Below are 26,049 nucleotides of genomic sequence, written 5' to 3' on the forward strand. Positions count from 1 at the left end.
GGACAGACAGTTACAGCACGCCGCTACCGTGGCCGCGTGAGCGACCCTCCCGAGCTGGTGATCGCGGGCGCCGGGATCGCCGGTCTCGCGCTCGCGGCCGGACTCGCCCACGGCGGCGCGGCGTACCGCGTCCGGCTGCTGGACGAGCGACCCGCGCTCGGCAGCAGCGGAGGCACGATCACGCTCTGGCCGGCCGCGCTCGCCGCCCTGGACCGGATCGGCGCGGGCGCGGAGGTCCGCGCCGCCGGTCATCGCGTCGCAGCGGGCACCATCCGCAGCCACACCGGCCGGGTGCTGCGCTCCCTCGACGTCGACCGGACCGCGACCGTGCTCGGCGAGGCGCCGCTGGCCCTGCGGCGGGGGCTGCTCGTCGAGATCCTCCACGCCCGGAGCGCCCCGGCGGGCGTGACCTTCGGCACCGCCGTCACGGGCTACGAGCGCACCGACGGCGGCGTCCGGGTGCCGACCTCCTCCGGGCCCCTCGCGGCGCGAGCGCTCGTCGGCGCGGACGGCTACCGCTCGCGGGTCGCCCGCACGCTCCAGCCCGGCCTGACCGAGACGTACGCCGGCTACCCCGCCTGGCGTGGTCTGTCCCGGACGCCGGGGCTCGAGGCCGTCCAGCTCTGGGGCCGACGCCAGGAGTTCGGCGTCGTGCCGCTCGGCGAGGACCTCGCCTACTGGTTCGCCACCGTCCGCGAGCCCGCCGGCGGCACAGCCGGCGACGAGCTGGCCCACCTGGCATCGGCGTTCGCCGGCTGGCCGGACCCGGTCGCGCGTGTGCTCGCCGACACCGCCCCGGACGCGGTCAGCCGCAACGACGTCATGGACCGGGAGCCGCTGCGGCGCTGGCGCGACGGACCGGTCGTCGTGATCGGCGACGCCGCGCACCCGATGCGCCCCCACCTGGGCCAGGGCGGCGGCCAGGCGCTCGTGGACGCCGCGCTGCTCGCGTCGCTGCTCACCGCCGGCACCGTCCCGGAGCAGGCGTTCGCGGCGTTCGAGGCCCGGCGGCGGCGTACGGCGGGATGGGTGGTGCGGGCCTCCCGGGCCGCCGCCCGGGCGGTCGAGGCACCGTCGCCCGTGCACCGCCTGTCCGCGCTGGTCCCGGACGCCGTCCTGCTGCGCGCCCTCGCCGCTCTCGGCGGGTCCCGCAGCTGAATCGGCGCGACGGTTCAACGACCGTTTTCGCTGCCGATCCGACCGATCAGCGACAATTCCGGTAGGTGCGCCGCGCGGGGAGCAGCCTGTCAGAGGATCACGAGGTCGTCGCGGTGGATGACCTCGCGCTCGTACGCCGCTCCCAGCTCGCGCTTGAGCTCCTTGGAGGAGCGGCCGAGCAGGGTCGGGATCTCGCCGGCATCGAAGTTGACCAGGCCGCGCGCGACGACCGCGCCCTCGGGGTCGAGCAGGTCGACCGGGTCCCCGGCGCCGAAGTCGCCCTGGACCCCGGTCACACCGGCTGCCAGGAGGGAGGCGCGTCGCTCGACGACGGCGCGCACCGCACCCGCGTCGAGGACCAGCGCACCCTTGGCCTCGGTGGCGTGGCGCAGCCACAGCAGCCGGGTCGGGCGGCGCTTGCCCGTGGGGTGGAACAGGGTCCCGACCCGCTTCCCCGCGAGCGCCTCGCCCGCCCGGTCGGCGGAGGTGAGGACCACCGCGATGCCGGAGCCGGTCGCGATCGCCGCGGCGTCGACCTTCGTCACCATGCCACCGGTGCCGACGCCCGCCGCGCCCGCCGAGCCGACGACGACGTGCTCGAGGTCGGCGGAGCCGCGCACGTCGGTGATGAGCTGCGCGCCCGGACGGGACGGCGGGCCGTCGTACAGGCCGTCGACGTCGGAGAGCAGCACCAGCAGGTCGGCGTGGACCAGGTGCGCTACGAGCGCGGCGAGCCGGTCGTTGTCGCCGAACCTGATCTCGGTGGTCGCGACCGTGTCGTTCTCGTTGACGATCGGGAGCACCCCGAGCTCCAGCAGCTGGGCGAACGTCTGGTGCGCGTTGCGGTAGTGGGAGCGCCGGGTGACGTCGTCGAGCGTGAGCAGCACCTGGCCGGCGATCAGCCCGTGACGGGCCAGCTCCTCGGTGTAGCGGTGGACCAGCAGCCCTTGGCCCACGCTCGCGGCGGCCTGCTGCGCGGCGAGGCCACGCGGCCGCTTCCGGAGCCCGAGCGGGGCCAGACCGGCCGCGATCGCTCCCGAGGACACCAAGACGACCTCCGCGCCCCGGGCCCGCGCGGCGGCGAGCACGTCGACCAGGTCGCGCATCCGCTCCGGGTCGATGCCTCCGGACGCGGTGGTCAGCGAGGACGAGCCGACCTTGACCACGATCCGGCGGGCCGTGGTCACGGCCGCGCGGTCACTCACCGGGATCGTCCTCGAGCCAGTCGTCGTCGACCGTCGCCGCCTTGAGGTCCGGGTCCTGCTCGGAGCCGATCTCGTAGGAGCTCGGGCCGTAGACGTCGGGCTGGTCGATGCGGCGCGCGACGTCGGCCCGGGTCTCGCCCTCGGCCCGGTCGCCCAGCTGCTCCTGGATCTCGCGGCGGCGCGCGGCGGCGGGACGCTGCTCGTGGAACCGGTCGTCCTCGCCACGGCGCGACAGGTTCTCGGCGCCGGCGTCGATGCCCGGACGGAAGTCGAAGACGACCGAGTCGTCGGTGGGCCCGATGAGGACGGCATCGCCCTCCTCGGCGCCCAGCTCGAGGAGCTTGGCCTCGACGCCCAGTCGGTCGAGCCGGTCGGCGAGATAGCCGACGGCCTCGTCGTTGCTGAAGTCGGTCTGGCGCACCCAGCGCTCCGGCTTGGCGCCACGGACCCGCCACCCGGCTCCCGTGCGCTTGACCGTGAAGCCGTCGTCGTCGACGGCCTTGGGTCGCACCACGATCCGCGCCGGGATCTCGGAGGCCTTCTCCCGTCGCGCCTGAGCCACGATCTCGGCCATGGCGTAGATCAGCTCACGGGTGCCCTCGCCGGACACGGCCGAGAGCTCGAAGACGCGCAGGCCCCGCTCGCGGAGCTCCTCGACGACGAGCTCCGCGATGCCGCGGCCGTCGGGCACGTCGACCTTGTTGAGCGCCACCAGGCGCGGACGATCCTCCAGGCCGCCGTACCGCCCCAGCTCGTCCTCGATCACGTCGAGGTCGTCGACCGGGTTGCGGCCGGGCTCGAGGGTCGCGGTGTCGAGGACGTGCACGATCGCCGCGCAGCGCTCGATGTGTCGCAGGAAGTCGTGGCCCAGGCCGCGTCCCTCCGCGGCACCCTCGATCAGGCCGGGGACGTCGGCGACGGTGAACACCGTCTCGCCGGCGGTGACCACGCCGAGGTTGGGGACGAGCGTGGTGAACGGATAGTCGGCGATCTTGGGCCGCGCCCGCGAGATCGCGGCGATCAGGCTCGACTTGCCGGCGCTGGGATAGCCGACCAGGCCGACGTCGGCGACCACCTTGAGCTCGAGCACCACCTCGAGCTCGTCGCCCGGCTCTCCGAGCAGCGCGAAGCCGGGCGCCTTGCGCGACTTCGAGGCCAGCGCGGCGTTGCCCAGCCCCCCGCGTCCGCCCTGGGCGACGACCAGCTCGGCACCGGCGGTGACGAGGTCGGCGATGACCTCGCCGTTGCGGTGCTTGACGACGGTGCCGGCCGGCACGGGGAGCACCAGGTCGGCGCCGTGGGAGCCGTTGCGCCGGTCGCCGGCGCCGTGGCCCCCGTGCTCGGCCCTGCGGCGCGGGCTGTGGTGGTAGTCGAGCAGGGTCGTCACGTCGGGGTCGACCCGCAGGATGACCGAGCCGCCCGGGCCGCCGTTGCCGCCGTCGGGGCCGCCGAGCGGCTTGAACTTCTCGCGGTGCACCGACGCGACGCCGTTGCCCCCGCGACCCGCGGACACGGAGAGGACGACGCGGTCGACGAAGGTGGGCACGGCCATGTGGGTTCAGTCTTTCGGTAGAAATGGGCGAAGGGCGTCCCGGAACGGGACGCCCTTCGAAGCCTCAGGTCAAGTCACTCGACCCGATGAAACAGTGAGCGTCGCTCACTCACCCGGGACGATGTTGACGACCTTGCGGCCGCGCTTGCGGCCGAACTCGACCGCACCGGGGATCAGCGCGAACAGCGTGTCGTCGCCGCCACGGCCCACGCCGGAGCCCGGGTGGAAGTGGGTGCCGCGCTGGCGGACGATGATCTCGCCGGCGTTGACGAGCTGGCCGCCGAAGCGCTTCACGCCGAGGCGCTGGGCGTTGGAGTCGCGGCCGTTCTTGGTGGACGCCGCGCCCTTCTTGTGTGCCATGTTTCAGTCCTTCGGAGTGTGTCGAGCCCGGTGGGACTCAGAGCTTGATGTCGGTGACCTTGACCTGGGTGTACTTCTGGCGGTGACCCTGGCGCTTCTTGTAGCCGGTCTTGTTCTTGTACTTCTGGATGACGATCTTCGGGCCCTTGGCGGCGCCGAGGACCTCGACCGTCACGGCCGCCTTGTCGAGGCCGGTGGCCGTCACCTTGTCGCCGTCGACGGCGAGCACGACCGGCAGGGTCAGGGTGTCGCCGACGGGCGTGGAGACCTTGTCGATCTCGATGACGTCGCCGACAGCGACCTTCTCCTGCTTCGCGCCTGCGCGCACGATCGCGTACACCACCGGGCTCCTTCTGGTTCAACGTCTGGGTCTACGGCACACTGCGGATCCCACGTCGCGAGCTACGTCGCGCGATGCCGGGTGCCAGCAGAACGGAACGCCTCGGCGGCGCACCGACGAACAATGTTACGCAGCCGGGCCGGTTCCGCCAAAATCACGGGTGCCGACCCGGCCGCTCCGGGTGCTGGCTAGCGCTTGCGCGAGCCACCCTTGCGCTTGATCGGGACGTGCTCGACGTGCGGCTCCTCCGCCGGCTCGGCCGACTCGGCCGCGGCCCCGCCCGGCTCGGCCGCGCCGGGCTCGGCAGCCGGCTCCGGGGACGCGTCCACCGGCGGGCCCGCGGGCCGGGTGGCCGCACGTCGCCGGGTCCGGGTCACCACCGTCGTGGTGGCCACGGGCGTCGGCTCCGGCTCGGGCGTCGGCTCGGGCGTCGGCTCGGGCGTCGGCTCGGGCTCGGGCGTCGGCTCGGGCGTCGGCTCGGGCGTCGGCTCCGGCTCGGGCGTCGGCTCCGGCTCGGGCGTCGGCTCCGGCTCGGGCGTCGGCTCCGGCTCGGGCGTCGGCTCCGGCTCGGGGGTGGGCTCCGAAGCACGCGCGGACGCGGCCGGCCGCTCGGCCGCCACGGGCTCCACGGCCTCTTCGGCGGGCTCGACGGGCGGCTCGCCCTCCGCGTGCTCGTCGCCGGCCGGCTTCGCCATCGCGGCGATGTCCTTCGGCGACGGCACCGCCTTCGGCGCCTCGGCGGCCTCGGCCTGGTTGCCGCCCTTGCCCTTGCGACGGCGGCTGCCGCGGCGCGACTCCTCCTGCTCACCGCCACCGCGCTTGGGCTCGACGGGGAGGTCGTGGACGAGGAGCCCGCGGCCCTGGCAGTGGGTGCAGGTCTCGCTGAAGGCCTCCAGCAGGCCGGTGCCGATCCGCTTGCGGGTCATCTGGACCAGGCCCAGCGAGGTGACCTCGGCCACCTGGTGCCGGGTCCGGTCACGACCGAGGCACTCGACGAGGCGGCGCAGGACGAGGTCCCGGTTGGACTCGAGCACCATGTCGATGAAGTCGACCACGATGATGCCACCGATGTCGCGCAGCCGGAGCTGGCGGACGATCTCCTCGGCGGCCTCGAGGTTGTTCTTCGTGACCGTCTCCTCGAGGTTGCCGCCGGAGCCGGTGAACTTGCCCGTGTTGACGTCGACGACCGTCATGGCCTCGGTGCGGTCGATGATCAGCGAGCCGCCCGACGGGAGCCAGACCTTGCGGTCGAGGCCCTTCGCGATCTGCTCGTCGATGCGGTACGTCGCGAACAGGTCCGCGACGCCGTCGCCCGACTCGTGGTGCTCGAGGCGCTCGGCGAGATCGGGGGCGACGTGCTCGACGTACTCCTTGACCATCGCCCAGGCGTCGTCGCCCTGGACGACCAGCTTCGCGAAGTCCTCGGTGAACAGGTCGCGGACCACCTTGAGGGTGAGGTCCGGCTCGCCGTAGAGGAGCTGCGGCGCGTTGCCCTTGCCGACCTTCGCCTCGATGTCCTCCCAGCGGGCCTTGAGCCGCTCGACGTCGCGGGTCAGCTCCTCCTCGGAGGCGCCCTCGGCCGCGGTGCGCACGATCACGCCGGCGGTGTCGGGGACGATCTCCTTGAGCAGGGACTTGAGCCGCGCACGCTCGGTGTCGGGCAGCTTGCGGGAGATGCCGGACGTCGTCCCGTCGGGCACGTAGACCAGGAAGCGGCCGGCGAGGCTGACCTGGCTGGTGAGCCGGGCGCCCTTGTGGCCGATCGGGTCCTTGGTGACCTGCACGAGGACGGTCTGCCCCGACTGGAGGACCGACTCGATCTTGCGGGGCTCGCCGTCCTTGTGGCCCAGGGCGCTCCAGTTGACCTCGCCGGCGTACAGCACGGCGTTGCGGCCCTTGCCGATGTCGATGAACGCCGCCTCCATGGAGGGCAGGACGTTCTGCACGCGACCGAGGTAGACGTTGCCGATGAGCGAGGTCTGCGACTCGCGGGCGACGTAGTGCTCGACGAGGACCTTGTCCTCGAGCACCGCGATCTGGGTGAGGTCCTTGCGCTGGCGCACCGCCATCACCCGCTCGACCGACTCGCGGCGGGCCAGGAACTCCGCCTCGCTCACGATCGGCGCCCGGCGGCGACCGGCCTCGCGACCCTCGCGGCGGCGCTGCTTCTTGGCCTCCAGCCGGGTCGATCCGGAGATGGACGTGATCTCGTCCTCGGACGAACGGGGCTTGCGCACCCGCGTCACGGTGTTCTCGGGATCGTCGCCCTCTCCCTCGCCGCCCTCTCCGGAGCGCCGGCGCCGGCGGCGCCGGCGCGACGACGAGGACCCGCCGGAGCCCGTCGTGCCCTCGGCGTCCTCCGTGTCGTCGTTCTCGGCGGTCGCCGCCTCGCCCTCGGTGGCGCCGGAGGACTCGGCGGCCGTGTCGTCGGAGGACTCGGTGCCGTCGGCGTCGTCTCCCTCGCCACCGGACGCCGGCTTGCGGCGGCGACGACCACCGCGACGCCGGCGGCGGCGGGCGTTGCCCGAGCCGGAGCCGGACTCCTCGCCGTCCTCGTCGCCGTTGTCCTCGCCGTTGTCCTCACCGTCCTCGCCCCCGGCGGTGGCGGACGTGGCCGCGTCCGCTCCTGCCCCGGATCCGGTGTCGGCGACGGCGTCGGCGTCGGCGTCGGCGTCGGCGTCGGCGGACGCCTCGGCCTCCGCAGCGGGCGTCTCGGTCGCGGGAGCCTCGTCCACCGACTCCGCGTCCTCGGCCTCCTCGTCGGCGGCGGGCTCCTCCTCCGCCTCCTCCGGCGCCTCCGCGGGGGCCGGCGCGACCGGCGCCTGGAACAGCACGGCGGCGGAGGACGCGGTGCTCGGGGCGCTCTCGTCGACGGCGACCTCGGGCGTGGTGTCGGGGGCGGGCGCGGCCGCGTCGGCGGGAACCGGCTCGGCTCCCAGCTCCGGGGTGAGCTCGAGCTGCTCGGACGTCGGGGCCGCCTCGGCCTTCGCCTTCGCGGTGGTCCTCTTCGCGGCGGTCTTCTTGGCCGTCGTCTTCTTCGCGGCGGTCTTCTTGGCCGCCGTCTTCTTCGCGGCGGTCTTCTTGGCCGCCGTCTTCTTCGCGGCGGTCTTCTTCGCCGCGGTCTTCTTCGCGGCCGGCTTCTCGGTCGCGTCGGCCGTCTTCGACGTCGATCCGGCGGGGGTCTCGGCGGCGGCCGGTGTCTCGGCGGGCTGCTCCGTCGGGGCGTCGGTGGGCGCGTCGGTCATTGCGCTACTCCTCCACCCGGGTCGTTCTCACGCACCCGGGGTGTCATCGGCGCACGCGCGAGGCGGCGCCACAAGCCTTCGTGGGACGACACCCTCCGCGGCCTTGCGTCGCCGGAGGCGGGGCCCCTCGCCTGCCGCGGTCGCTGTGCGCGTCGCGTCGGGCGGTGGTCCGTCTCCACCGTGCCGGGCGGTCAGTCACCTGCCGTCCGGCGAGAACGTCGTCGATCTCACCGCACGCTGCTCCGTGGAACGCGCGCGGGGGTAGATCTGTGGCGAGTATCGCACACGGCCGTCACGGGGCCGTCATCCCAGCGTCGCCCGCGGGTCGCCGCTCCGGGCGCCGAGCGGGTCGCTCACCCGTTTCAGCGCGGCGCGAGCGGGTCGCCGATCGTGGCGGTCTCACGCTCCAGGACACCCTGGGCGACCCGGGTGAGCAGGCCGGTCGCCGGCACCTCCATGCCGCTGGCCTCGCGCAGCCCGCTCAGCACGTCGTCGGGGCGGACGGCGGGCACCGTGTGCTCCAGGAGCAGGTCCAGGTCGCCGTCCGCCGTCACGGCGAGCCGCACCACCGCCGCCCGGCAGTCGAAGGACCGCAGGCCCTTCTTCGTCATCCGCTCCACGGTGACCGAGTCGGTCGCCAGGAAGCGCGCCACCGCCTCCGCCGCTCGACCGTCGGGCATCTCGCCCAGGTCGATCACCCAGTGGCTGGCCGTCAACAGGTCGGACAGCGACCCGGCGGCGCTCTCCGCGGCGTCGACGACCGTCACCACGTCCAGCCCGTCGGGAAGGACGGCGTCGAGCGCCGCTCCCACGGCCGCGGGCTCCCGCACCTCGGCCAGCCCGAGCTCGACGTACTCCGACTCGCTGGCCGCCCCCGTCGGCGAGGCGCCGGCATAGGAGATCCGGGGGTGAGGGTGGAAGCCCGAGGAGTAGGCCATCGGGATGGCGGCCCGCACGACGGCGCGCTCGATGGCCCGGCTGACGTCGCGGTGGCTGGTGAAGCGCAGCCGCCCGCGTTTGGCGTACCGGATCCGGATCCGCTGGACCGGCGGTGCCTGCTGTTCGGGCTGCTGACGACTCACTCGGGGAGGCTATCGAGTCCACCCGCCGGAGCGCTCAGCCGGCACCCGGGCCGCCTCGCAGTCCCCCGCCTGCCCACGATCGCCGACGCCCAGCGCGCCGGGTGCCCTAATCTCGCATCGTCCCCCGCAACCGACCGGCTCCCTCGGAGGTCTCCTTGCTCACGCTCGATTGCCCGACCCAGTCCTACGACTGGGGATCCGCCGAGGCCATCCCGGGCTTCCAGCGGCGGCAACCGAACGGCGACCCGGTCGCCGAGGTCTGGGTCGGCACGCACCCGCTCGGTACGGCGCAGTTCGTCGACGAACGGGGCGAACGGCGCCCCCTCACGGACGCGGCCGGCGAGCTGGACTTCATGCTCAAGGTCCTCGCCGCGAGCCGGCCCCTGTCGATCCAGGCACACCCGAACGCCGCCCAGGCGCGTGCCGGCTTCGCCGCCGAGGAGGCGCGTGGGATCCCGATGGGCTCCCCGACCCGCGTCTTCAAGGACCCCTACCCCAAGCCCGAGATGGTCTACGCGCTGTCGACCTTCGACACGCTCGTCGGATTCCGCCCGACGGCGGAGATCCTGCGGGTCCTGATGCCGCTGGGGCACCCCACCGCGAAGGCGTTGACCAAGCAGCTGCGCGACAACCCCGGGTTCGCCGGCATCGTCCGACTGGTGGAGGGCCTGCTCGCCGCACCGCCGCCCCCGGACGCGGTCGCCGAGATCGTGGACCAGTGCCGCGAGGCGCTGGCCGAGGGCATCGACATCAAGCGGGCCTACGCGACGGCGGTCGAGATCGAGGCCCACCACCCCGGCGATGTCGGCGTGATCGTGTCCCTGCTGTTGAACCGCCTGACGCTGCAGCCCGGCGAGGCGGCGTACCTCGGCACCGGGATCATCCATGCTCACCTCAGCGGCATGTGCCTGGAGGTCATGGTGTCCTCCGACAACGTGCTGCGCGCCGGCCTGACCTCGAAGCACGTCGACCCCGCCGGCCTGGTCTCATGTCTGGAGGAGGGGATGTCGCGGGTCGCCCGGGTCACCCCTCAGCTCTTCGGTACGTCGACCGACGTGTTCAGCCCCACCCGCGAGTTCGCACTCTCGGTGACCCAGAGCTCCCAGGCCGACCCCGCCGGGGCCGTGCTCCCCCACCGCGGGCCGCGCCTCCTCGTGTGCACCGGCGGCGAGGTCGCCGTCCTCAACGCGCGCGACGAGATGCTGCATCTGCGCCGCGGCGACGCCGCCTACGCCGACGACGGCGACGGCGAGCTCCGCATCGTCGGCACCGGCGAGATCGCCCAGGCCTATGTGCCGTCCGGCGCGGCGGGCCGCCTCGACGACCTGCTCTGAGCGGCTCGTGGAGGCCTCGGCTCAGACGGAGTGGACAGGCTTCGTCGCGACGACGCAGAACTCGTTGTAGATGAACGCCTTGCCGGTGAACCGCGGGAAGGGGAAGCTGAAGGACTTCTGCGGGACGAGGCCCACATCGACCGCGAGCGAGCAGAGCGCCTCGCCGTCCACGAACTCCACGTGAGTGGGATCGCTGTCATAGCCACGCTCCTGCGGGCAGATGAAGAGGACACGCCCGCCGGGCCGCAGGTAGGGGAGGTAGTCCTTCATCATCGTCCGCGCCTGATCGCCGTCCATGTGCTCGATGACATGGGCGATCAGGAATCCGTCGAACGCGTTCGGGACACGGAGCTCGGAACGCTCCCATTCCTCGACGGTGAGCGCCGCATAGCCGCGCGAACGCGCCTCTTCGATCGACTCCACGTTGTGGTCCACCCCGACGGATCCCGCGGCGAGAGTCGCCAGATTGCGGCCGATACCGCATCCGATCTCGAGCGTCCGCCCCAGGCCCTGCCGTCGGATGTTCCATTGATAGGGCGCCTGAACGTGCAACGCACGCTTCCACCAGACATCCTGCTTCGCCCGGAGTCGCGCCGTGTAGTCGGCTTCAGTGGTGTCCCGCATACCCGGGATGGTAGTCGCGACGCTCACCGTATGATCATGCGCGTGCAGACGGAGCATCGAACGAAGACCAACAACTCTCCCGGGACGGATGCATGACGGTAATGCACGCGTGCACGATCGTCGCACGCAACTACCTCGCCCAGGCGCAGGTCCTGGTCGATTCCTTCCGGCAGCACCATCCCGACGGGACGTTCGACGTCGTGCTCATCGACGACGCCGCATCCGAGCGGCCGTCGATGGACGGAGCCGACATCCTGATGCTCGACGAGATCGGCCTCGCCCCCGCTGATCTGAGCCGGATGGCGGCGATCTATGAGCTCATCGAGCTGGCAACCGCCGTCAAGCCCTGGACGTTGATGTCGCTCCTCGACCGCGGCTATGACCACGCCGTGTACTTCGACCCGGACATCTCGATCGAGCGCCCGATCGACGAGTTGCCGGCACTGGCCAGGGAACACTCCGTGGTCCTCACCCCTCACCTCACCGAGCCGATGCCACGCGATGGCGGCGCACCGAGCGAGCAGGCGATCATGCTGTCGGGCACGTACAACCTCGGCTTCGTCGGCGTCGGCAACACGCACGACGGCCGCGCGATGCTCGACTGGTGGCGGACTCGCCTCCGGTCCGACGCCGTGGTCGACGTCGCCAACGGGTTCTTCACCGACCAGCGGTTCATCGACCTCGTTCCGGGTCTGTTCGACCACGTCATCGTGAAGGATCCGTCCTGGAACGCGGCGTACTGGAACCTCGCCACGCGTCCCCTGACGCGCGGCCCCGACGGCCGGATCCTCATCTCGGGACGGCCACCGACCTTCATCCACTACTCGGGATACTCGCCCCAGAAGCCATATCTGCTGAGCAAGCACCAAGGACCCGAGCCGCGGCTCAAGCTCAGCGAGCATCCGCTGCTGCGCGAACTGTGCGACGACTACGGTGAGAGGCTCAAGCAGCACGGGTTCGTCCAGCGCCAGGCCGACTTCACCCTTCCCTTCACCACGCTCGACGGCGTCGAACTCGATCCGCTGTCCAAGAAGCTGGTGCGCGCAGAGCTGCTGGCGATCGACAACGGCGAGAGGAGCGACCTGCGCCTGGGCCAGGAGACTGGCCTGCCCCTGGAGGAGTGGCTCGACTCCCCCTCCGCAGAGGGGCGCTTCCCGTGGCTGACCCGGTACTTGGAGGAGCTCTACCTGAGTCGGGTGGATCTACGCAAGGCGTACCCCGAGGTGCGGTCCGGTCGCATCACCGACTTTCTCGAGTGGGTCGAAGTCTTCGGCGTCGCCAAGGGCAGGATCGCGCAGGGTCGGCTCGACGCGGCGCGCCGACTCAGCGCCACCCCCCGTGCCAGCCTGCTCCTGAGCCGTCCGGCGGAGCCGGTCGACGCCACCACGCCCCGCCACGGAGTCGAGGTCGCGGGCTATCTCACGGCAGACCTCGGTCTCGGCGAATCCGGGCGGCAGTTCGTCGCCAGCCTGGAACTGGCCGGCCTCCCGGTCTCCACGACCACCTACACCAATACCCTGAGCCGCCTCGGAGCGCCGTGGGTGGACCGCCAACCTCAGGGCGGACTGCGCAACGACATCGCGCTGGTCTGCGTCAACGCCGACCAACTGCCGCGCTTCACCAAGGACGCCGGATCGGCCTACCTGAAGAACCGCTACCGGATCGGGTTGTGGTTCTGGGAGCTCGACGACTTTCCGAAGCGGATGCGGAAGTCCGCTCGCCTGCTGGACGAGATCTGGGTGTGCAGCGAGTTCAACCGCGCGGCTATCGCCGCGCACACCGATCGGCCGGTCAAGGTGGTGCCCCACCCGGCCCACGCTCCGGCGTTCAGTGACACCGCCGTCGAAGAGGTCCCTGCCGACGATGTGTTCACCTACCTCTTCGTCTTCGACTACCTCAGCGTCTTCCAGCGCAAGAACCCCGCCGGCCTCGTCGAGGCGTTCTTGAAGGCGCATCCGCAGCCGGGAGCAGCCCGCCTGGTGATCAAGGCGATCAACGGCAGCAAACGGCAGCAGGACCAGGAGCACCTCCGCTACCTCGCCGCCGGGCGACCCGACATCGTGCTGATCGACCGCTATCTCAGCCGGCCGGAGCTCGACTACCTCATGCACCGAGCCGACTGCTACGTGAGTCTCCACCGGTCAGAGGGGTTCGGCCAGACCTTGGCCGAGATGATGGCCATCGGGAAGCCGGTCATCGCGACGAACTACTCGGGGAATCTCGAGTTCACCCGGCCTGACAACTCCTACCTGGTCCCGTATGCGAAGGTGGCCGTGCCCTCGGGAGCGGACCCCTATCCGACGACCGCCCGATGGGCCGAGCCCGACCTCGACGAGGCAGCCCGGCTCATGCTCCAGGTGCGCGAGAACCCTCGGGAGGCGAAGGAACGAGGCGAGGCGGCTGCCCGCACCATCAGCGAGGAGTTCTCCAACGAGGCGCTCGCCCGTGTGGCCCGTGCCCGGCTCGAGGAGATCTGGGCCTCCGATGCCTTCGCGCGCCGCACTGCGCCGCCTGCTCCCAAGGCCGCCGCCCCGACCGGTCCGGCCGCGGTGGGTCGTCGGGCGGCACGCCGCCTGCGCGGGATGATGCGGAGCTGACGCCGAGACGCTGCGGGCCGTGCAGCGGTCAACGGAGCTGGCCGCTACGCAGCGACTCCGTCATGCCGTGCACCAGTCGGGCCATCCCGACCGGGAGCGGAGTGACGGGGGTGCTGTCGAGCTCGGGCCACACCACACTGCGCAGACGAAGGTCCCGCGCCTGGTAGGCGGCTGCGGAGGAAGCACCGTAGACGACCCGCGGCTTGCGGCGGGTCACCCTGCGGAACTCAGCGACGAGGAAGCCCACCGTGAAGCTCTGGTGAGAGGCAAGGACCTTGGTGACGACTCCCGGATGGGAGAGGCCGGGCTCGCGAAGTCGAGCCATGCCGTCCATCACGAGGCGTGCGGCGTCCGTGACATAGAGATAGTCGCGCATGGTGTCGAGCGGCACATAGATCGAGATCGGCTGGCCGAGCAGGTGTGCCCGAGCGATGTGGGAGATCAGCCCCTGCGGCTTGGTGAGGTCCTGTCCCGGTCCGTAGAGGTTCGACAGCCGTCCGATCAGGACGGGGATCCCGGTCCGCTCGCCGAACTCGGTCGCCGCTGCCTCCAGGGCAAGCTTGGCCTGGCCGTAGGGCGCGAGCGGCCGCGGTGCCGTCAGCTCGTCACGCGGCGACCCGGCCGATCCGGCGAAGACGCCGCCCGCGGAAGACGCCAGGAAGACGGCGCCGGGAGGCTGGCCGTCGCCCAGCGCCGCGAGCATCGACCGGAAGACGGCGACCTCGGCCTCCAAGTCCGTCTGCCCGGTGCTGGTGACGCCCGCACCAGCACACCAGAACACCTGCCATCCCCCGCCCCCCGTCGCGGCGGCAGCGAGGAACGCACGTGCCGCCGAAGCGACCTGAGTGTCGGTGTCGGGTCTTCCCCAGCGGATAGGCTCCGGCGGCGACCAGATCGGCACTCCGTGGCGACGCAGGGCGTCGACCACCGCCCCACCGAGGAGGCCCCCCGCACCGAGCACCCAGGTGAGTGGCTGCGTGGTCACGAGTCGCGCACAGCTGTGCTGCTCGGCAGCTGGCGGCCGAGCGGTCCCTCGTCAGGATCGTGGCTGATCAGGTAGAGAGGTCTGCCCATCGCCATGCCGACGACTGACCCCAGGTATTCGGCGATCACTCCGAGCGAGAACAGGATCGCCCCGGTCCCGAGCGAGATCAGCACCACGGTCGACGCCCATCCCGGCGCAGAGATGCCGCCGACCACGCTCCCGATGACCGCATAGATCGCGAACGCGAAGCCGAGGAACCCGAAGAGCGCCCCGAGCAGCGCGACGGCCCGAAGGCCGCGAGTTCCGGAGGTCAGCACCAATCGCCAGAAGTGGGACAGCAACGTCCGCGTCGAGTATCCCGACGGGCGATCGCCCTCCTGGCGCAGCTCGATCGGGCACTGCGCGATCCGTCCGTTGACCCAGGACAGAGCCACGTCGAGATAGACGCCGGCCCCGGCGTAAGCGGCGACGCTGCGACCCATCTCGCCGAGGATCAGGCGGTAGCTCTGAAAGGTGGAGATGTCCTGGCCGCCGCCCAGGACGTCGACCACACGTTTGGCCCCCTTGGAGGCCAGGTTGCGGAGGAGTCCGTGCGGCGCCGCGTTCGTCGGTAGGGCGTAGACGACACCCGCGCGTCCCCGCATAGCGGCGTCGAGGAGGTCAGGGAGGTAGGCCGGGTCGTGTTGACCGTCCTCGTCCATCGTGACGATCCAGTCGCCGCCCGAGGAGGCCATCCCGGCCAGGGTCGCCGCGTGCTGGCCGTAGTTGCGGCTCAGCCACACCGGCCGGACCTTCTCGGACTTCTCCGCGAGTTGGCGGATGACCGCGGCCGAGTCATCCGGGCCGTTGTCGTAGGCAAGCAGAACCTCGGTCACGACGTAGCGATGACCGGCTCCAGTGGTCTGCTCCGTGTAGTACGGCTCGATCTCGGCGAGGAGATCGGCGAGGGTGCGTTCGCCCTGGTAGACCGGGACGACCACGGACACGGTGTGCACCGGAAAGGGCGCGACATCGGTCCCTGTCTGCGCGCTGCTCACCCGCGGCACGCTATCAGCCGGCCCGCTTCCGAGACTGATCGGCGTCACGCTCCGAGGAGACCAGTTCGGCCGCCGGGCCACGCAGCTCAACGTCCGCGACGACGGGATCCACCATGGCGAAGTCGAAGAGATTCACGCTGAGTGAGCCGGGCTCTCCAAGCAGCCTGATCCGCGACTCGCCGCCCGGCACCACGACGACCTTCTCGACCTCGGTGCCCTCGGCCGTGACCCGCACCGTCTCCCGTGTCCCGTCTGGCCAGCCGACGGTGACCGACGTGGGCGGCTTGATGCCGACCGCCCCGATCCGGAAGGTGAACCTCATCGGCACCGCGGAACCCGGGTTGTCGATGAGGCCCTCCGGAGCCGGGACAGAGCCGATCAGTCGGAGTCGCCCGTCTTTGTCGGGGCGCCCGGGGTTCTCGAAGCCCGGCTGCCAGTAGAAGCACGGCACGCCAACCAGGTGGTCGCCGAGGCTGGCCCATTCGTCCGGGTCGTACGACGCCTCTGTCGTGGCTGCGAAGGTGCGCATGTCGTAGAACGCGAAACGCCCGTTGCGGCTGCGCAATGGCTCCCCGAACAGCGATTCCAGCTGTTCCTCGAGCTCCTTGACGGCGCGGCGGGAGTAGCCGAAGCGGTCGATGTGCAGTCCGGTGAAGCCGGCCGCGGCGAGTGCGGTGACCGACGCGGGTGTCGACATCCCGGCGAGCGCTGCCTGCCAGTCGGCGCGCGGCCGGCCCTTGACCCCCCCGTAACTCCAGCGAAGGCCGTCCGAGTGGAGATAGGGTCGGATCGCCTCGTAGTCCTGCATCCGGTGGATCGGCTCGGACTCTGGAAACGGCATCACCGGCAGCTCGAAGATGCTCGAGTCTCGGGGCATCCGCTCCTCGATCCGGGCCACATAGTCGGCATCGTTGTCCCAGGCGCGCAGGACGCCTGGGTCGGCGTTCCACACCCGCGGAGGCGTTGTGTCGTAGAGGCCGGCGAGCGCAACGGCGCCGCACACGCCGACGGCCACGCTCCGGGCCGCGAACTCAGTCATGCCTGGCCCGCGTCGCGCCAGCCAACGCAGGCCGCAGTCGACCAGCAACGCGACAGAGGACAGCGAGAAGAGTGCGAGGTAGACGATGATCCGGTTCCATGCCCGAATGTCCGGGGACACGAAGAGCGCGAAGAGGGTGCCGAAGCCGCCGATCGTGCCACACAGGAAGGCGACGATCGTAAGGAGCGACAGGCTCCGCTGTGTGCGCCCGAACGGCCCCGTCTCGTCGAGGCGGCGGCGGACGACGGCGACCACCAGCGGAAGGAACAACAGGTAGAGGAAGCCCGCCGCGGCGACGACGCCGAGCGCCGGGCTCTCCGAGGGGAGCGGGAACGTCGCGTTGTAGTCGGACCGGTACTCCGCGAAGGCGGTCACGCGATGCCAAGGGACCGGGAGCACGAGGCCGGCGAGCTTGAACGCGTACATCTCCGACTCCAACGGCTCACGCGCGAAAGCGGCCGGGCTGGCCCCCTCGGACCGTTGGTAGAGGATGTCGGGAGCCATGTTGGCGAGCATGATCGCGATCAGGACAGCGACGGCGACGACGCCCTGGCCCGACAGGGCGAAGCGCCGGCGCAGACCACAGACGACCACCGCGAGGCTCATGAAGATCAGCCCGAAGACGGAGTAGTACGAACTCGCCGAGCCGATCAGCAGGAGGATGCCGACGGTACCGAGAGTCGTTGCGGTCAGATGACCGACCGGGTTGAACCAACGGGTGCCCTCGCGACGACGCCAGATCGAACGCTCGTCGAGGATCTTCACCACCAGGCCGGCGAACAGCGGGACCACGAACAGCATCGACAACGCAAGGTGCGGCTGGCCGTGGAAGAAGTGGTAGGGCGTGAACGCGTAGAGCAGGCCGACGAAGAAGGCGGTGATCCGGCGCACCCCAAGGACCCTGAGGAACCAGGTGGCGGCCAGCGCGGTCAGCGGGAAGGTCAGGAGGTAGCAGGCGTTGTAGACAGCTCCCCACTGGTCCGTGAACAGGCCCAGCAGTTTGGCCATCGCGAATTGGAGATTGTCGGCGACGGGGAAGTCGTGGAGGTTCTGCCCGTGAGGCGCTCCCAGGAGCGGATTGGACTCGTACCACCCGGTCTCCAGCGTGGCCTTGACCTGCGAACCGCCCGCCAATGCGTCACTGCGGTACACGAGCGGCACGGAGAAGGGGCGGCCGACGAAGCCGAGGACCCGGTACGAGAGAAGCGTGACCAGCGCCGCCTGGATCGCGTAATAGCCGACGTCGACCAGCCGGGCTCTGACCTGCGTTCTCACGCCAGCCCTTTCATCCGCTTGCGCCACACGACGTAGGCCGCTCGCCGCATCCACGCGGTCACTCCCGCGCGGAGATTTCCGATGACGACATCGTTCCGGCCGACGACGTCCGGCATCCGCTGGTGGAAGTGCCGATGCGTTGCGGCGGCCTGGCGTCGCTGGTCCGAAGCGAGCCGCACGCTCCATTGGGTATTGCTGACCCGGAAGCTCGCGAGCGTTTCCGGCAGGGCGACGAGGTCTCCGTGCTGGAGAACGCTCATGTAGGTGAACTGGTCGATGAGATAGGGGAAGGGGTCGAGCCAGCCTCCGGCGCGCTCGAGCGCATCGCGCCGGATGAGAACGCAACCAGGCTCGCCGAGCAGGTTGGTCCCCGCCCGGACGAGCGCTCGGATGGCCTCTCCGCCAGGAACCAGACCGCTCAAGGGGTCGATTCCACGTCCTGCAAGGAGCAGCCTCCCGGCTGGGTCGATCAGGTCGCGCCGAGCAGCAGCGGCGACGGCTGTCGGGTGAGCTTCCAGTGCCTCCACCTGCCGCTCCACGCAGGTGGGCGCGATCAGGTCGTCACCGCAGAGGAGCTTGACATAGGCGCCCTCGGCGGCTGCCGTCACCGCATTCCAGTTCGCGTGCGCTCCCCCGCCCGCCGGCGTCCGCATCAGCCGGACGCGCGATTCGCCACGGAAGCGCTGAATTGCCTCCCACGTGCCGTCGTCCGAGCTGTGGTCGGCGATGACGACCTCGATGTCGTCGTAGGTCTGCCCGAGAGCCGACTGGACGGTCTCCTCGATGAACCGAGCATTTCGAAATGCGGGAATGACGATGGAGACCGACGGCACGCCCGTCACCGTAGGTGTCGGCGACGGCCCGAGCAAATCCGACATTTGCTCGGTGGACGGGGCGCACACCGCTCCTGCCCCGGCTTCGCGGCACAGCTATGCCTTACGGGCGACGATGGCGTACTCGCCGCACTGGCGCAGGTCGAGGTCGAGGTCGCCGGTTCCTTGCGGCAGGTGGATCCACGCCTCCTCGAACCCGCATTCCCTGGCCAGGAACAGCAAGGACTCCGGAAAGAGGGGACGCACATGGGTGATGTCGAGCCAGAAGGTCTTCAGAGCCGCCGGTGAATGGGGATTGATCGTCTCCGCCACCAACACCCCACCCGGGCGCAGCGCGGCCGCCGCGCTGACGAACATCTCGCGGACCACAGCAACCGGGATGTGCTCGATGACCTGGAACGAGGTGACGGCTCCCAGGCTGCCGACCGGAACATCACGGAGAGCCTCGATCCCGTCACCCGTCTCGACATCGAGTCCCTTGGCGCGCGCCCGCGCCGCCATGCTCTCGTCGAGATCGACGCCTCGGGCCACGATCCCCGCGGCCGCCATCAGCTCAAGGAACTCACCACGTCCGCAGCCGAGGTCAAGGACTGGTCCGTCACCCACCAGTTCGACGTACGAAACCAAGCGCTGGCGCACGAACTCCTCGTTGCCGCGGTACGTGTCCTCGAAGTCGGCATACGCACCACCCTCCTCAGCACCCAACGCGAGAACGTCGCCGGCGTCCTCGTTCCGGACCCGGATCCGGGCCCCCGGCGCGAGGAAGGGCGTCGCCTGCATTTCTGCGTCCAGACGGGAGATCGCCGCCTGCGCGCCGTCCACGCGTCGAGCAAGCTCCTCGATATGGGCGCGCGCGGCGGTCAATGTGCCGACCTGACGCTCGAGATCCCGGATCCGCTTCCGCAGCGCGCGAACTCGGCCCTCGGTGCGGCGGCGATTGCCATCGACGATGGCGCCGAGCTCGACGAGCCCGCGCCCGAGCAACGCGGTCCTCGCCTCCTGCGTGCGCAGGAGGCGTCGCAACGGACGCGCAGCCACGCGACGCAGACCGCTCACCGCCCCAGCACCGTCCTCCAGGTGACGGTTGATCCGGGCGGCGGCACGCTCGGCGGAAGGCCGCACCGGGCGCGGCTCCACGGCCACGATCAGCCTCGGCTTCCGATGACACGCCCGCGGGTCAGAGCGATGTCGCGATCCTCGGGCCTCGGCAGGTTCGGATAGACCGGGGTGTACGGGTCGCGCCACGGGACTCCCCAGCGGCGACGGAGGAACCGGGTGTCGTCCGGGTTCGGTATCGCCTCGCGGGTCTGCGACTCGAAGTGGAACAGCTCGCAGTGGGCGAGGTAGAGGATGCGGTAGCCCGCCGCGGCGACCTTGTGGCAGAAGTCGACGTCGTTGTAGTCCTCGCGCAGCAGCTCGGTGTGGCCGCCGACCTCGAAGTACACCTCGCGCCGGACACCCATGCAGGCCCCGGTGACCCCGCTGACCTCGCGGTCGATCACGGCCGTCTTCCCCCAGCCACCGAGCACATCGCCGGGTGACTTCTTGAACGGATGGACGTAGCGCCCGTGGGAGTACGCCAGACCGACGTGTTGGATCGCGGTGCTGGAGTAGAGCAGGCGCGCCCCGGTCAGGCCGACGTCCGGTTGCTCGAGCGGCGCGAGGAGCTCCTCCAGCCACAGCTCGCTGCGCACCTCGACGTCGTCGTTGAGGATGACCAGTCGGTCCCCCGTCGAGGCGAGGACGCCGAGGTTGACCTTGTGGCTGTAGTTGAACGGCTCGTCGTAGGGAACAAGCACCAGCCGGTCGCCGGCGATCTGGTCCAACTCGGCGAGGACCGCCTCGGGGGTGTCGGTGTCGTAGACCACGACCACCTCGAGATCGGCGTGCCGCGTGCCGGCGAGAGCGGATCGCACGGCCCGGGTCACCAGCGTCCTGCGGCGCCCCCAGACGAGCGAGGCGGACCCACGGGTGGGAATCACGATGCTCACCCGCCGCTCCCGCGGCAGGAGTCTCCGGGTGCGGTACCGGCCCGGCCCGACCACCTCGACCGTGCCCGCGATGCCGACCCTGCCGAGGTGCTCCTGGACGGCACGTCGCCCGGCATCGAGAGCGTAGGGCTTGGCGCTACCGTCACCGGCCGCGGAACCGGGCAGGATCCGCCAGTGATAGAGCACCTTCGGGATGTGCACGATGCGACGAGCCCGCTCGGTGACGCGGAGCACCAGATCGTGGTCCTGGGAGCCTTCGAAGCCCTCGCGCAGGCCCCCCAGCTCGCGGACCAGCGACGCCCGCAGCACCGAGAGGTGATTGCAGTAGTTCTGGCTGCGCAATCGCTCGGGCGACCAGTCAGGCTTGTGGAAGGCGTCGGAGAACCGGCCGTCCTCGCGGATCCGGTCCTCGTCGGAATACAGGAAGTCGATGTCGTCGTGCTCCGCGATCCGGCGGGCGTTGAGCGCCAGCGCGTCGGGCGCGAGCAGGTCGTCGTGGTCGAGGAAGGCGAGGAAGGTGCCCCGGGCCACGGCGATGCCGTCATTGGTGGCGGCGACGATGTGCCCGTTCGCCGACCGCTCCACGACAGTGACGCGGGCGTCTCGCGCCGCGTGCTCGCGTAGGATGCGCAGCACCTCCGGATCGGTCGAGGCGTCGTCGACCAGCACCAGCTCCCAGTCGTCGAACGTCTGGGCGAGCACGGATTCGATGGCGGCCCGGAGGACCGCAGGGGGCGGGTCGAAGACCGGTGTGACGACGGAGAAGAGGGGGGACGCCGTCATCCCCGCATCCTCGAGAGCGGCCGGACGAACACCCGACCGACCCGCCAGGTCCGTGATGCCCGGATGGCGGCGATCTCCTCGTCGCGTGCGCGGACCGTCGCCTGGAGCTCCTTGACGCGCTCGCGCGCCTTCTTGAGATCGAACTGCAGCCGAGCGACGGTCGCCTCCAGGCCGATGACGTTGTCGACGGCGACCAGCTCGGCGTGGCGGGCCAGCAGATCCTCGTCGGCCGCGAACACACGCTCGCGCCACTGCTCCGGCGACTGCTGGTCGGTCATGTCGTCCTCACCAAGGGGTCGGCTGGGTGCCGCAGAACAGTACCGCAGGCGCTACCGATGACCGCAGCCACGCGGCCCACTAGGGTGTCGCCGGTGAGCGATCCTTACGGCCAGAATCCGCCCGGCCAGCCGCCCTCGGGCCCGAACCCGTACGGCCAGCCGCCGGCGCCGCCGCCGTACCCCGGTGGAGCCGGAGGTGGGTACGGCGCGCCCGGGTCGTTCCCCGGAGGCTCCGACCCGATGCCGCCGAGGACGGACGGCATCTCGATCGCCGCGCTCGTGACGAGCCTGCTCTGCTGCCTGGCTCCGATCGGCGTCGTTCTCGGAATCGTCGGCCTGTCCCGCACCAAGGGCGGGCGGCGCAAGGGGCGGGGGTTCGCGATCGCGGGCATCGCGGTCGGCGTCCTGATGTCGATCGTGTCGGCCGCCGTCGGCGCCGCGATCTTCATCTTCGCCGAGTCGGTCGTGACGCCGGGCAACGCCGAGGTCGGGCAGTGCGTCGACGTCGACGAGGACGACGACCTGGTGATGCTGCGCAAGAAGGACTGCACCGAGGAGCACGACGCCGAGATCGTCGGCATCGCCGAGGTCACCTCCGAGAACCGCAGCGACATCGAGAACGGGATGGTCTCCTACTGCTCGACGGCCATCGACCCCGACGACCTCGCCAAGCTCGCGCCCTACGTCTCCGACCTCGCCGCGGTGATCGAGGACCCCGACGACGTCAGCGTCGGCGACCACCTGGTCTGCTACGTCGAGCCCGACGACGAGCTGACCGAGCCGATCCTCTGACGGGCCGGATGGCACCATGACGAACCCGTACGGTGGCGGCTACCCGTCGTACCAGCCCGGCCCGAACCCGTACGACGGCTCCTCCCCCACTGCTGGGCCGCCGGCGTACGACGGCCTGTCGATCGCCGCGCTCGTCTGCTCCCTGTCGTGCTGCGCCGCCCCGGTCGGGATCGGGCTGGGGATCGCCGGCATCGTCCGCACCGGCGGCGGGCGGCGATCGGGACGGTGGGCCGCCGTCACGGGGCTCGTCGTGGGCGCGGTCGTCCTCCTGGCCGGGATCGGGTTCCTGGTCCTCGCCGGGATCATGGGCAGCCGCACGGTCTGGGAGGACGAGGCGACCGCCGGGCAGTGCATCGACATCGACTTCCTCGACGACCCGATCGAGGCCTCCTGCGGCGACCCGCACGCCGGCGAGGTGATCTGGGCGGGCCGGTTCGACGACGACCTGGTGGCGCTCTACGACGACTTCTCAGGGTTCGAGTTCTGCGGGGAGCTCCCCGGCCTGGAACCGGTCTATCTGGACGCCATCAGGAGCGGCGACTACGTCCCCCGGATCGAGATCGACACCTTCGACGAGGGCGAGCCGGAGCGCGGCGACGCGTTCTTCTGCTACGTCGAGCGGGGCGACGGCGAGAAGATCACCGGTCGGCTGCGCGACCTCGCCGGGACGACGGGCGCATGAGCGAGGACCCGCCTCGTCCGGCCGGCATCTACGCGTACGGTGACGGCGCGGAGATCGCCCCGGGCGATAGCCCCTTCGACCTCCATGAGGGCGACGTCATCAAGCTGATGGCCGAAGACGATGTCGACTGCCCGTTGTGGCATGCGGGGCTCCTGTTCAGCGACGCGGAGGAGTTCATCGATTTCGGCGCCCCGCCCGAGTTGGCCAGGGATCTCGCGGCCTGGGCCGAACAACGGCAACGACAGGGCCGCACCGAGCACTCGGACCTCGAAGCGCTGAAACTGCTCGATCGCCTCACCAGCGCCTTCGACCGCCGCTACCAGTTCGTCTACCGCCCATAGGACCTACGAAACAGGCGTTTCCGAGCGGCCCCGCCCGGTCCGGGCAGCCCGCAGCAGTCAGTCAGTGATCAGCGCAGGTCATGCGTGAGCGCCTCGCGCTCGATCGCCGCCAGCCAGGTCACCAAGTTGGCCCGGCACGTGGCCTCCACCTGCCGGCGGAAGAGCCCACCGTCGGGGAGCGTGACGGTCCACCGCAGGAGCACCCCGTCGCCGTACGGCAGGAACTCACCCCGCTGCACGCCCGCGGGCCGGCGTCCTCGCCACGATTCGGTGGTGATCTCCTCACCCGTCCGCGCCGCGGCGACGCGGGACCGCACCCGATATCGGAAGGGACCCATGCGGATCACGTCGACCGCCTCCGAGCCTGGCGTGCCGGGCTCGCCCGTGGCCGAGATCAGTCGGCACCGCGGCGAGAGCCGCTGATGGTGCGCCGGGTCGGTCGCGAGCGTCCAGACGACAGCGGGAGGTGCGGCGATGGACCGCTCCTCGGTGACGACGATGGGCGTGCCCATGCTCAGACGACGCTGAGCGGCAGCAGCTTCTGCCCGGTCGGCCCGATCTGGATCTCGGTGCCCATCTCCGGGCACACGCCGCAGTCGTAGCAGGGAGTCCAGCGGCAGTCCTCGACCTCGACGTCGGACGATCCGTCGCCGACCGCGAGGGCGTCCTCCCAGTCGGCCCACAGCCAGTCCTTGTCGAGTCCTGAGTCGAGGTGGTCCCAGGGCAGGACCTCGTCGTACTCGCGCTCGCGGGTGGTGTACCAGTCGAGGTCGACGCCGGTGCCCTCGAGCGCGATCGCGGCGGAGGCGGCCCAGCGGTCGAAGGAGAAGTGCTCGGACCAGCCGTCGAAGCGGCCGCCGTCGCGCCAGACCTGCTCGATGATCCGGCCGACGCGGCGGTCGCCGCGCGACAGGAGTCCCTCGATGATGCCGGGCTTGCCGTCGTGGTAGCGGAAGCCGATGGCGCGGCCGAAGCGCTTGTCGGCGCGGACGGTGTCGCGCAGCACCTGGAGGCGGTGGTCGGTGGTCTCGGCGTCGAGCTGGGCGGCCCACTGGAACGGCGTGTGGGGCTTGGGCACGAAGCCGCCGATGGAGACGGTGCAGCGGATGTCGTTGCGACCGGAGACCTCGCGGCCGGTCGCGATCACCCGCTTGGCGAGCTCGGCGATCTGCAGGACGTCCTCGTCGGTCTCGGTCGGGAGACCGCACATGAAGTAGAGCTTCACCTGCCGCCAGCCGTGGGAGTACGCCGTCGCGACGGTGCGGATCAGGTCGTCCTCGGTGACCATCTTGTTGATCACCTTGCGCATCCGCTCGCTGCCCCCCTCGGGCGCGAAGGTCAGTCCGGAGCGGCGGCCGTTGCGGGAGAACTCGTTGGCCAGCGTGATGTTGAACGCGTCGACGCGGGTGGACGGCAGCGAGAGCGAGACGTTCGAGCCCTCGTAGCGGTCGGCCAGTCCGGTGGCGACGTCACCGATCTCGGTGTGGTCGGCGGAGCTCAGCGAGAGGAGCCCGACCTCCTCGAAGCCGGTCTTCTTGATGCCGTTGTCGACCATCGCGCCGATGGTCTCGATCGACCGCTCACGCACCGGGCGGGTGATCATGCCGGCCTGGCAGAACCGGCAGCCGCGGGTGCAGCCGCGGAAGATCTCCACCGAGAACCGCTCGTGCACGGTCTCGGCGAGCGGCACCAGCGGGTTGCGCGGGTAGGGCCACTGGTCGAGATCCATCAGCGTGTGCTTGCGGACCCGGTCGGGCGCCTCCGGGTGGTTGGGTACGACGGCCGCGATCGCGCCGCTGTCGTCGTAGGAGACGTCGTAGAACTGCGGCACGTAGACCGCTCCCGAGACGGCGAGCCGGCGCAGCAGCTCCCGGCGGCCGCCGGGGCGGCCCTCGCCCTTCCACTCGCGCACGACCTCGGAAATCTTGAGCACGACCTCCTCGCCGTCGCCGAGGACGGCCGCGTCGACGAAGTCGGCGATCGGCTCGGGGTTGAACGCCGCGTGACCGCCCGCGATGACGACGGGGTGGTCGTCGGAGCGGTCGACGGCGTGCAGCGGGATGCCGGCCAGGTCGAGCGCGGTGAGCAGGTTGGTGTAGCCGAGCTCGGTGGAGAAGCTGACCCCGAACAGGTCGAAGGCGCCCACGGGGCGGTGGTTGTCGACGGTGAACTGCGGGATCTGCTGCTCCCGCAGCACCTTCTCCATGTCGGGCCACACCGCGTAGGTGCGCTCGGCGAGGATCCACTCCCGCTCGTTGAGCACCTCGTAGAGAATCTGCACGCCCTGGTTGGGCAGACCGACCTCGTAGGCGTCGGGGTACATGAGCACCCAGCGGACCTCGGCCGCGTCCCACTCCTTGGAGACCATGTTGAGCTCGCCGCCGACGTACTGGATCGGCTTGGAGACCGAGAGCAGGTGGGGCTCCAGCCGGGGGAAGACGGACTCGACGGTCTCGACGGACATGACCCCGATTCTACGGTCCGTGCCACGTGCGGCCGTCATCGTCGTCAGGTCC

At 70.9% G+C, this 26,049-nt stretch carries 22 protein-coding genes; 6 read left to right on the forward strand and 16 right to left on the reverse strand.

The window, feature by feature from the left end:
• The first annotated feature begins 36 nt into the window (after nucleotides 1-36).
• A complete protein-coding gene (locus tag ACPZVR_RS09530) occupies nucleotides 37-1,158 on the forward strand; it encodes an FAD-dependent monooxygenase (RefSeq protein WP_436699339.1) in 1,122 nt (373 codons plus the stop codon).
• A gap of 89 nt (nucleotides 1,159-1,247) precedes the next feature.
• On the opposite strand, the gene proB is transcribed toward ACPZVR_RS09530, so the two are convergent.
• The 6 genes from proB to ACPZVR_RS09560 all read right to left on the reverse strand — a co-directional run bounded on the left by proB (nucleotide 1,248) and on the right by ACPZVR_RS09560 (nucleotide 8,942).
• Nucleotides 1,248-2,363 (reverse strand): glutamate 5-kinase, encoded by a 1,116-nt coding sequence (proB, locus tag ACPZVR_RS09535; protein ID WP_436699340.1) that lies wholly within the window; start codon nucleotides 2,361-2,363, stop codon nucleotides 1,248-1,250.
• Nucleotides 2,356-3,915: a GTPase ObgE gene (obgE, locus tag ACPZVR_RS09540; protein WP_436699341.1), complete on the reverse strand. Its 1,560-nt coding sequence runs from the start codon at nucleotides 3,913-3,915 to the stop codon at nucleotides 2,356-2,358. Before obgE ends, proB begins: the two co-directional genes overlap by 8 nt.
• A 105-nt stretch (nucleotides 3,916-4,020) precedes the next feature.
• Nucleotides 4,021-4,275, reverse strand: a complete 255-nt coding sequence (gene rpmA / locus ACPZVR_RS09545) for a 50S ribosomal protein L27 (protein ID WP_204838959.1) — start codon at nucleotides 4,273-4,275, stop codon at nucleotides 4,021-4,023.
• Nucleotides 4,276-4,312: 37 nt separating this feature from the next.
• On the reverse strand, nucleotides 4,313-4,615 hold the full coding sequence (rplU, locus tag ACPZVR_RS09550) for a 50S ribosomal protein L21 (protein ID WP_179724571.1): 303 nt from the start codon (nucleotides 4,613-4,615) through the stop codon (nucleotides 4,313-4,315).
• Nucleotides 4,616-4,803: 188 nt separating this feature from the next.
• A complete protein-coding gene (locus tag ACPZVR_RS09555) occupies nucleotides 4,804-7,860 on the reverse strand; it encodes an Rne/Rng family ribonuclease (RefSeq protein ID WP_436699342.1) in 3,057 nt (1,018 codons plus the stop codon).
• Nucleotides 7,861-8,222: 362 nt separating this feature from the next.
• Entirely contained in the window at nucleotides 8,223-8,942 is a 720-nt protein-coding gene (locus ACPZVR_RS09560) for a TIGR03936 family radical SAM-associated protein (protein ID WP_436699343.1), read from the reverse strand.
• Between the two features lie 155 nt (nucleotides 8,943-9,097).
• Here ACPZVR_RS09560 and manA point away from each other — a divergent pair, with 155 nt between their 5' ends.
• Nucleotides 9,098-10,276: a mannose-6-phosphate isomerase, class I gene (gene manA, locus ACPZVR_RS09565; protein WP_436699344.1), complete on the forward strand. Its 1,179-nt coding sequence runs from the start codon at nucleotides 9,098-9,100 to the stop codon at nucleotides 10,274-10,276.
• Between the two features lie 21 nt (nucleotides 10,277-10,297).
• On the opposite strand, the gene ACPZVR_RS09570 is transcribed toward manA, so the two are convergent.
• Entirely contained in the window at nucleotides 10,298-10,900 is a 603-nt protein-coding gene (locus ACPZVR_RS09570) for a class I SAM-dependent methyltransferase (protein WP_436699345.1), read from the reverse strand.
• A gap of 92 nt (nucleotides 10,901-10,992) precedes the next feature.
• Here ACPZVR_RS09570 and ACPZVR_RS09575 point away from each other — a divergent pair, with 92 nt between their 5' ends.
• The gene (locus ACPZVR_RS09575) at nucleotides 10,993-13,497 is read left to right on the forward strand and encodes a glycosyltransferase (protein ID WP_436699346.1); all 2,505 of its coding nucleotides are present in this window, start codon (nucleotides 10,993-10,995) and stop codon (nucleotides 13,495-13,497) included.
• A gap of 28 nt (nucleotides 13,498-13,525) precedes the next feature.
• Here ACPZVR_RS09575 and ACPZVR_RS09580 read toward each other — a convergent pair whose 3' ends face one another.
• The 7 genes from ACPZVR_RS09580 to ACPZVR_RS09610 form a co-directional block, all read right to left on the reverse strand.
• Nucleotides 13,526-14,482 carry an NAD-dependent epimerase/dehydratase family protein gene (locus ACPZVR_RS09580; protein WP_436699347.1) on the reverse strand — a complete coding sequence of 319 codons (957 nt, stop codon included), beginning with the start codon at nucleotides 14,480-14,482 and terminating at the stop codon, nucleotides 13,526-13,528.
• The gene (locus ACPZVR_RS09585) at nucleotides 14,479-15,600 is read right to left on the reverse strand and encodes a glycosyltransferase (protein WP_436699348.1); all 1,122 of its coding nucleotides are present in this window, start codon (nucleotides 15,598-15,600) and stop codon (nucleotides 14,479-14,481) included. Before ACPZVR_RS09585 ends, ACPZVR_RS09580 begins: the two co-directional genes overlap by 4 nt.
• A complete protein-coding gene (locus ACPZVR_RS09590) occupies nucleotides 15,533-17,887 on the reverse strand; it encodes a hypothetical protein (RefSeq protein ID WP_436699349.1) in 2,355 nt (784 codons plus the stop codon). The genes ACPZVR_RS09585 and ACPZVR_RS09590 overlap by 68 nt, the downstream gene beginning before the upstream one ends.
• Nucleotides 17,830-18,666, reverse strand: coding sequence for a glycosyltransferase family 2 protein (locus ACPZVR_RS09595; RefSeq protein ID WP_436699350.1), 837 nt, complete (start codon nucleotides 18,664-18,666; stop codon nucleotides 17,830-17,832). The genes ACPZVR_RS09590 and ACPZVR_RS09595 overlap by 58 nt, the downstream gene beginning before the upstream one ends.
• Before the next feature lie 96 nt (nucleotides 18,667-18,762).
• Complete coding sequence (locus tag ACPZVR_RS09600; protein ID WP_436699351.1) at nucleotides 18,763-19,809, reverse strand: class I SAM-dependent methyltransferase; 1,047 nt, start codon at nucleotides 19,807-19,809, stop codon at nucleotides 18,763-18,765.
• A gap of 2 nt (nucleotides 19,810-19,811) precedes the next feature.
• Entirely contained in the window at nucleotides 19,812-21,440 is a 1,629-nt protein-coding gene (locus tag ACPZVR_RS09605; protein ID WP_436699352.1) for a glycosyltransferase family 2 protein, read from the reverse strand.
• Entirely contained in the window at nucleotides 21,437-21,718 is a 282-nt protein-coding gene (locus ACPZVR_RS09610) for a hypothetical protein (protein WP_436699353.1), read from the reverse strand. The genes ACPZVR_RS09605 and ACPZVR_RS09610 overlap by 4 nt, the downstream gene beginning before the upstream one ends.
• Before the next feature lie 93 nt (nucleotides 21,719-21,811).
• On the opposite strand from ACPZVR_RS09610, the gene ACPZVR_RS09615 reads away from it, so the two are divergent.
• The 3 genes from ACPZVR_RS09615 to ACPZVR_RS09625 are packed head-to-tail and all read left to right on the forward strand — an operon-like array spanning nucleotide 21,812 to nucleotide 23,533.
• Nucleotides 21,812-22,510, forward strand: a complete 699-nt coding sequence (locus ACPZVR_RS09615; RefSeq protein WP_436699354.1) for a DUF4190 domain-containing protein — start codon at nucleotides 21,812-21,814, stop codon at nucleotides 22,508-22,510.
• A gap of 16 nt (nucleotides 22,511-22,526) precedes the next feature.
• Nucleotides 22,527-23,192, forward strand: coding sequence for a hypothetical protein (locus ACPZVR_RS09620; protein WP_436699355.1), 666 nt, complete (start codon nucleotides 22,527-22,529; stop codon nucleotides 23,190-23,192).
• Complete coding sequence (locus ACPZVR_RS09625; protein ID WP_436699356.1) at nucleotides 23,189-23,533, forward strand: hypothetical protein; 345 nt, start codon at nucleotides 23,189-23,191, stop codon at nucleotides 23,531-23,533. The genes ACPZVR_RS09620 and ACPZVR_RS09625 overlap by 4 nt, the downstream gene beginning before the upstream one ends.
• A 68-nt stretch (nucleotides 23,534-23,601) precedes the next feature.
• On the opposite strand, the gene ACPZVR_RS09630 is transcribed toward ACPZVR_RS09625, so the two are convergent.
• Together ACPZVR_RS09630 and ACPZVR_RS09635 are read right to left on the reverse strand one after the other, a co-directional pair.
• Entirely contained in the window at nucleotides 23,602-24,045 is a 444-nt protein-coding gene (locus tag ACPZVR_RS09630; RefSeq protein ID WP_436699357.1) for an SRPBCC family protein, read from the reverse strand.
• A 2-nt stretch (nucleotides 24,046-24,047) separates the two neighbouring features.
• Nucleotides 24,048-25,997: a TIGR03960 family B12-binding radical SAM protein gene (locus ACPZVR_RS09635; protein WP_436699358.1), complete on the reverse strand. Its 1,950-nt coding sequence runs from the start codon at nucleotides 25,995-25,997 to the stop codon at nucleotides 24,048-24,050.
• Between the last annotated feature and the right edge of the window lie 52 nt (nucleotides 25,998-26,049).

The organism is Nocardioides segetis (genome assembly GCF_051390595.1).
Taxonomy (GTDB): domain Bacteria; phylum Actinomycetota; class Actinomycetes; order Propionibacteriales; family Nocardioidaceae; genus Nocardioides.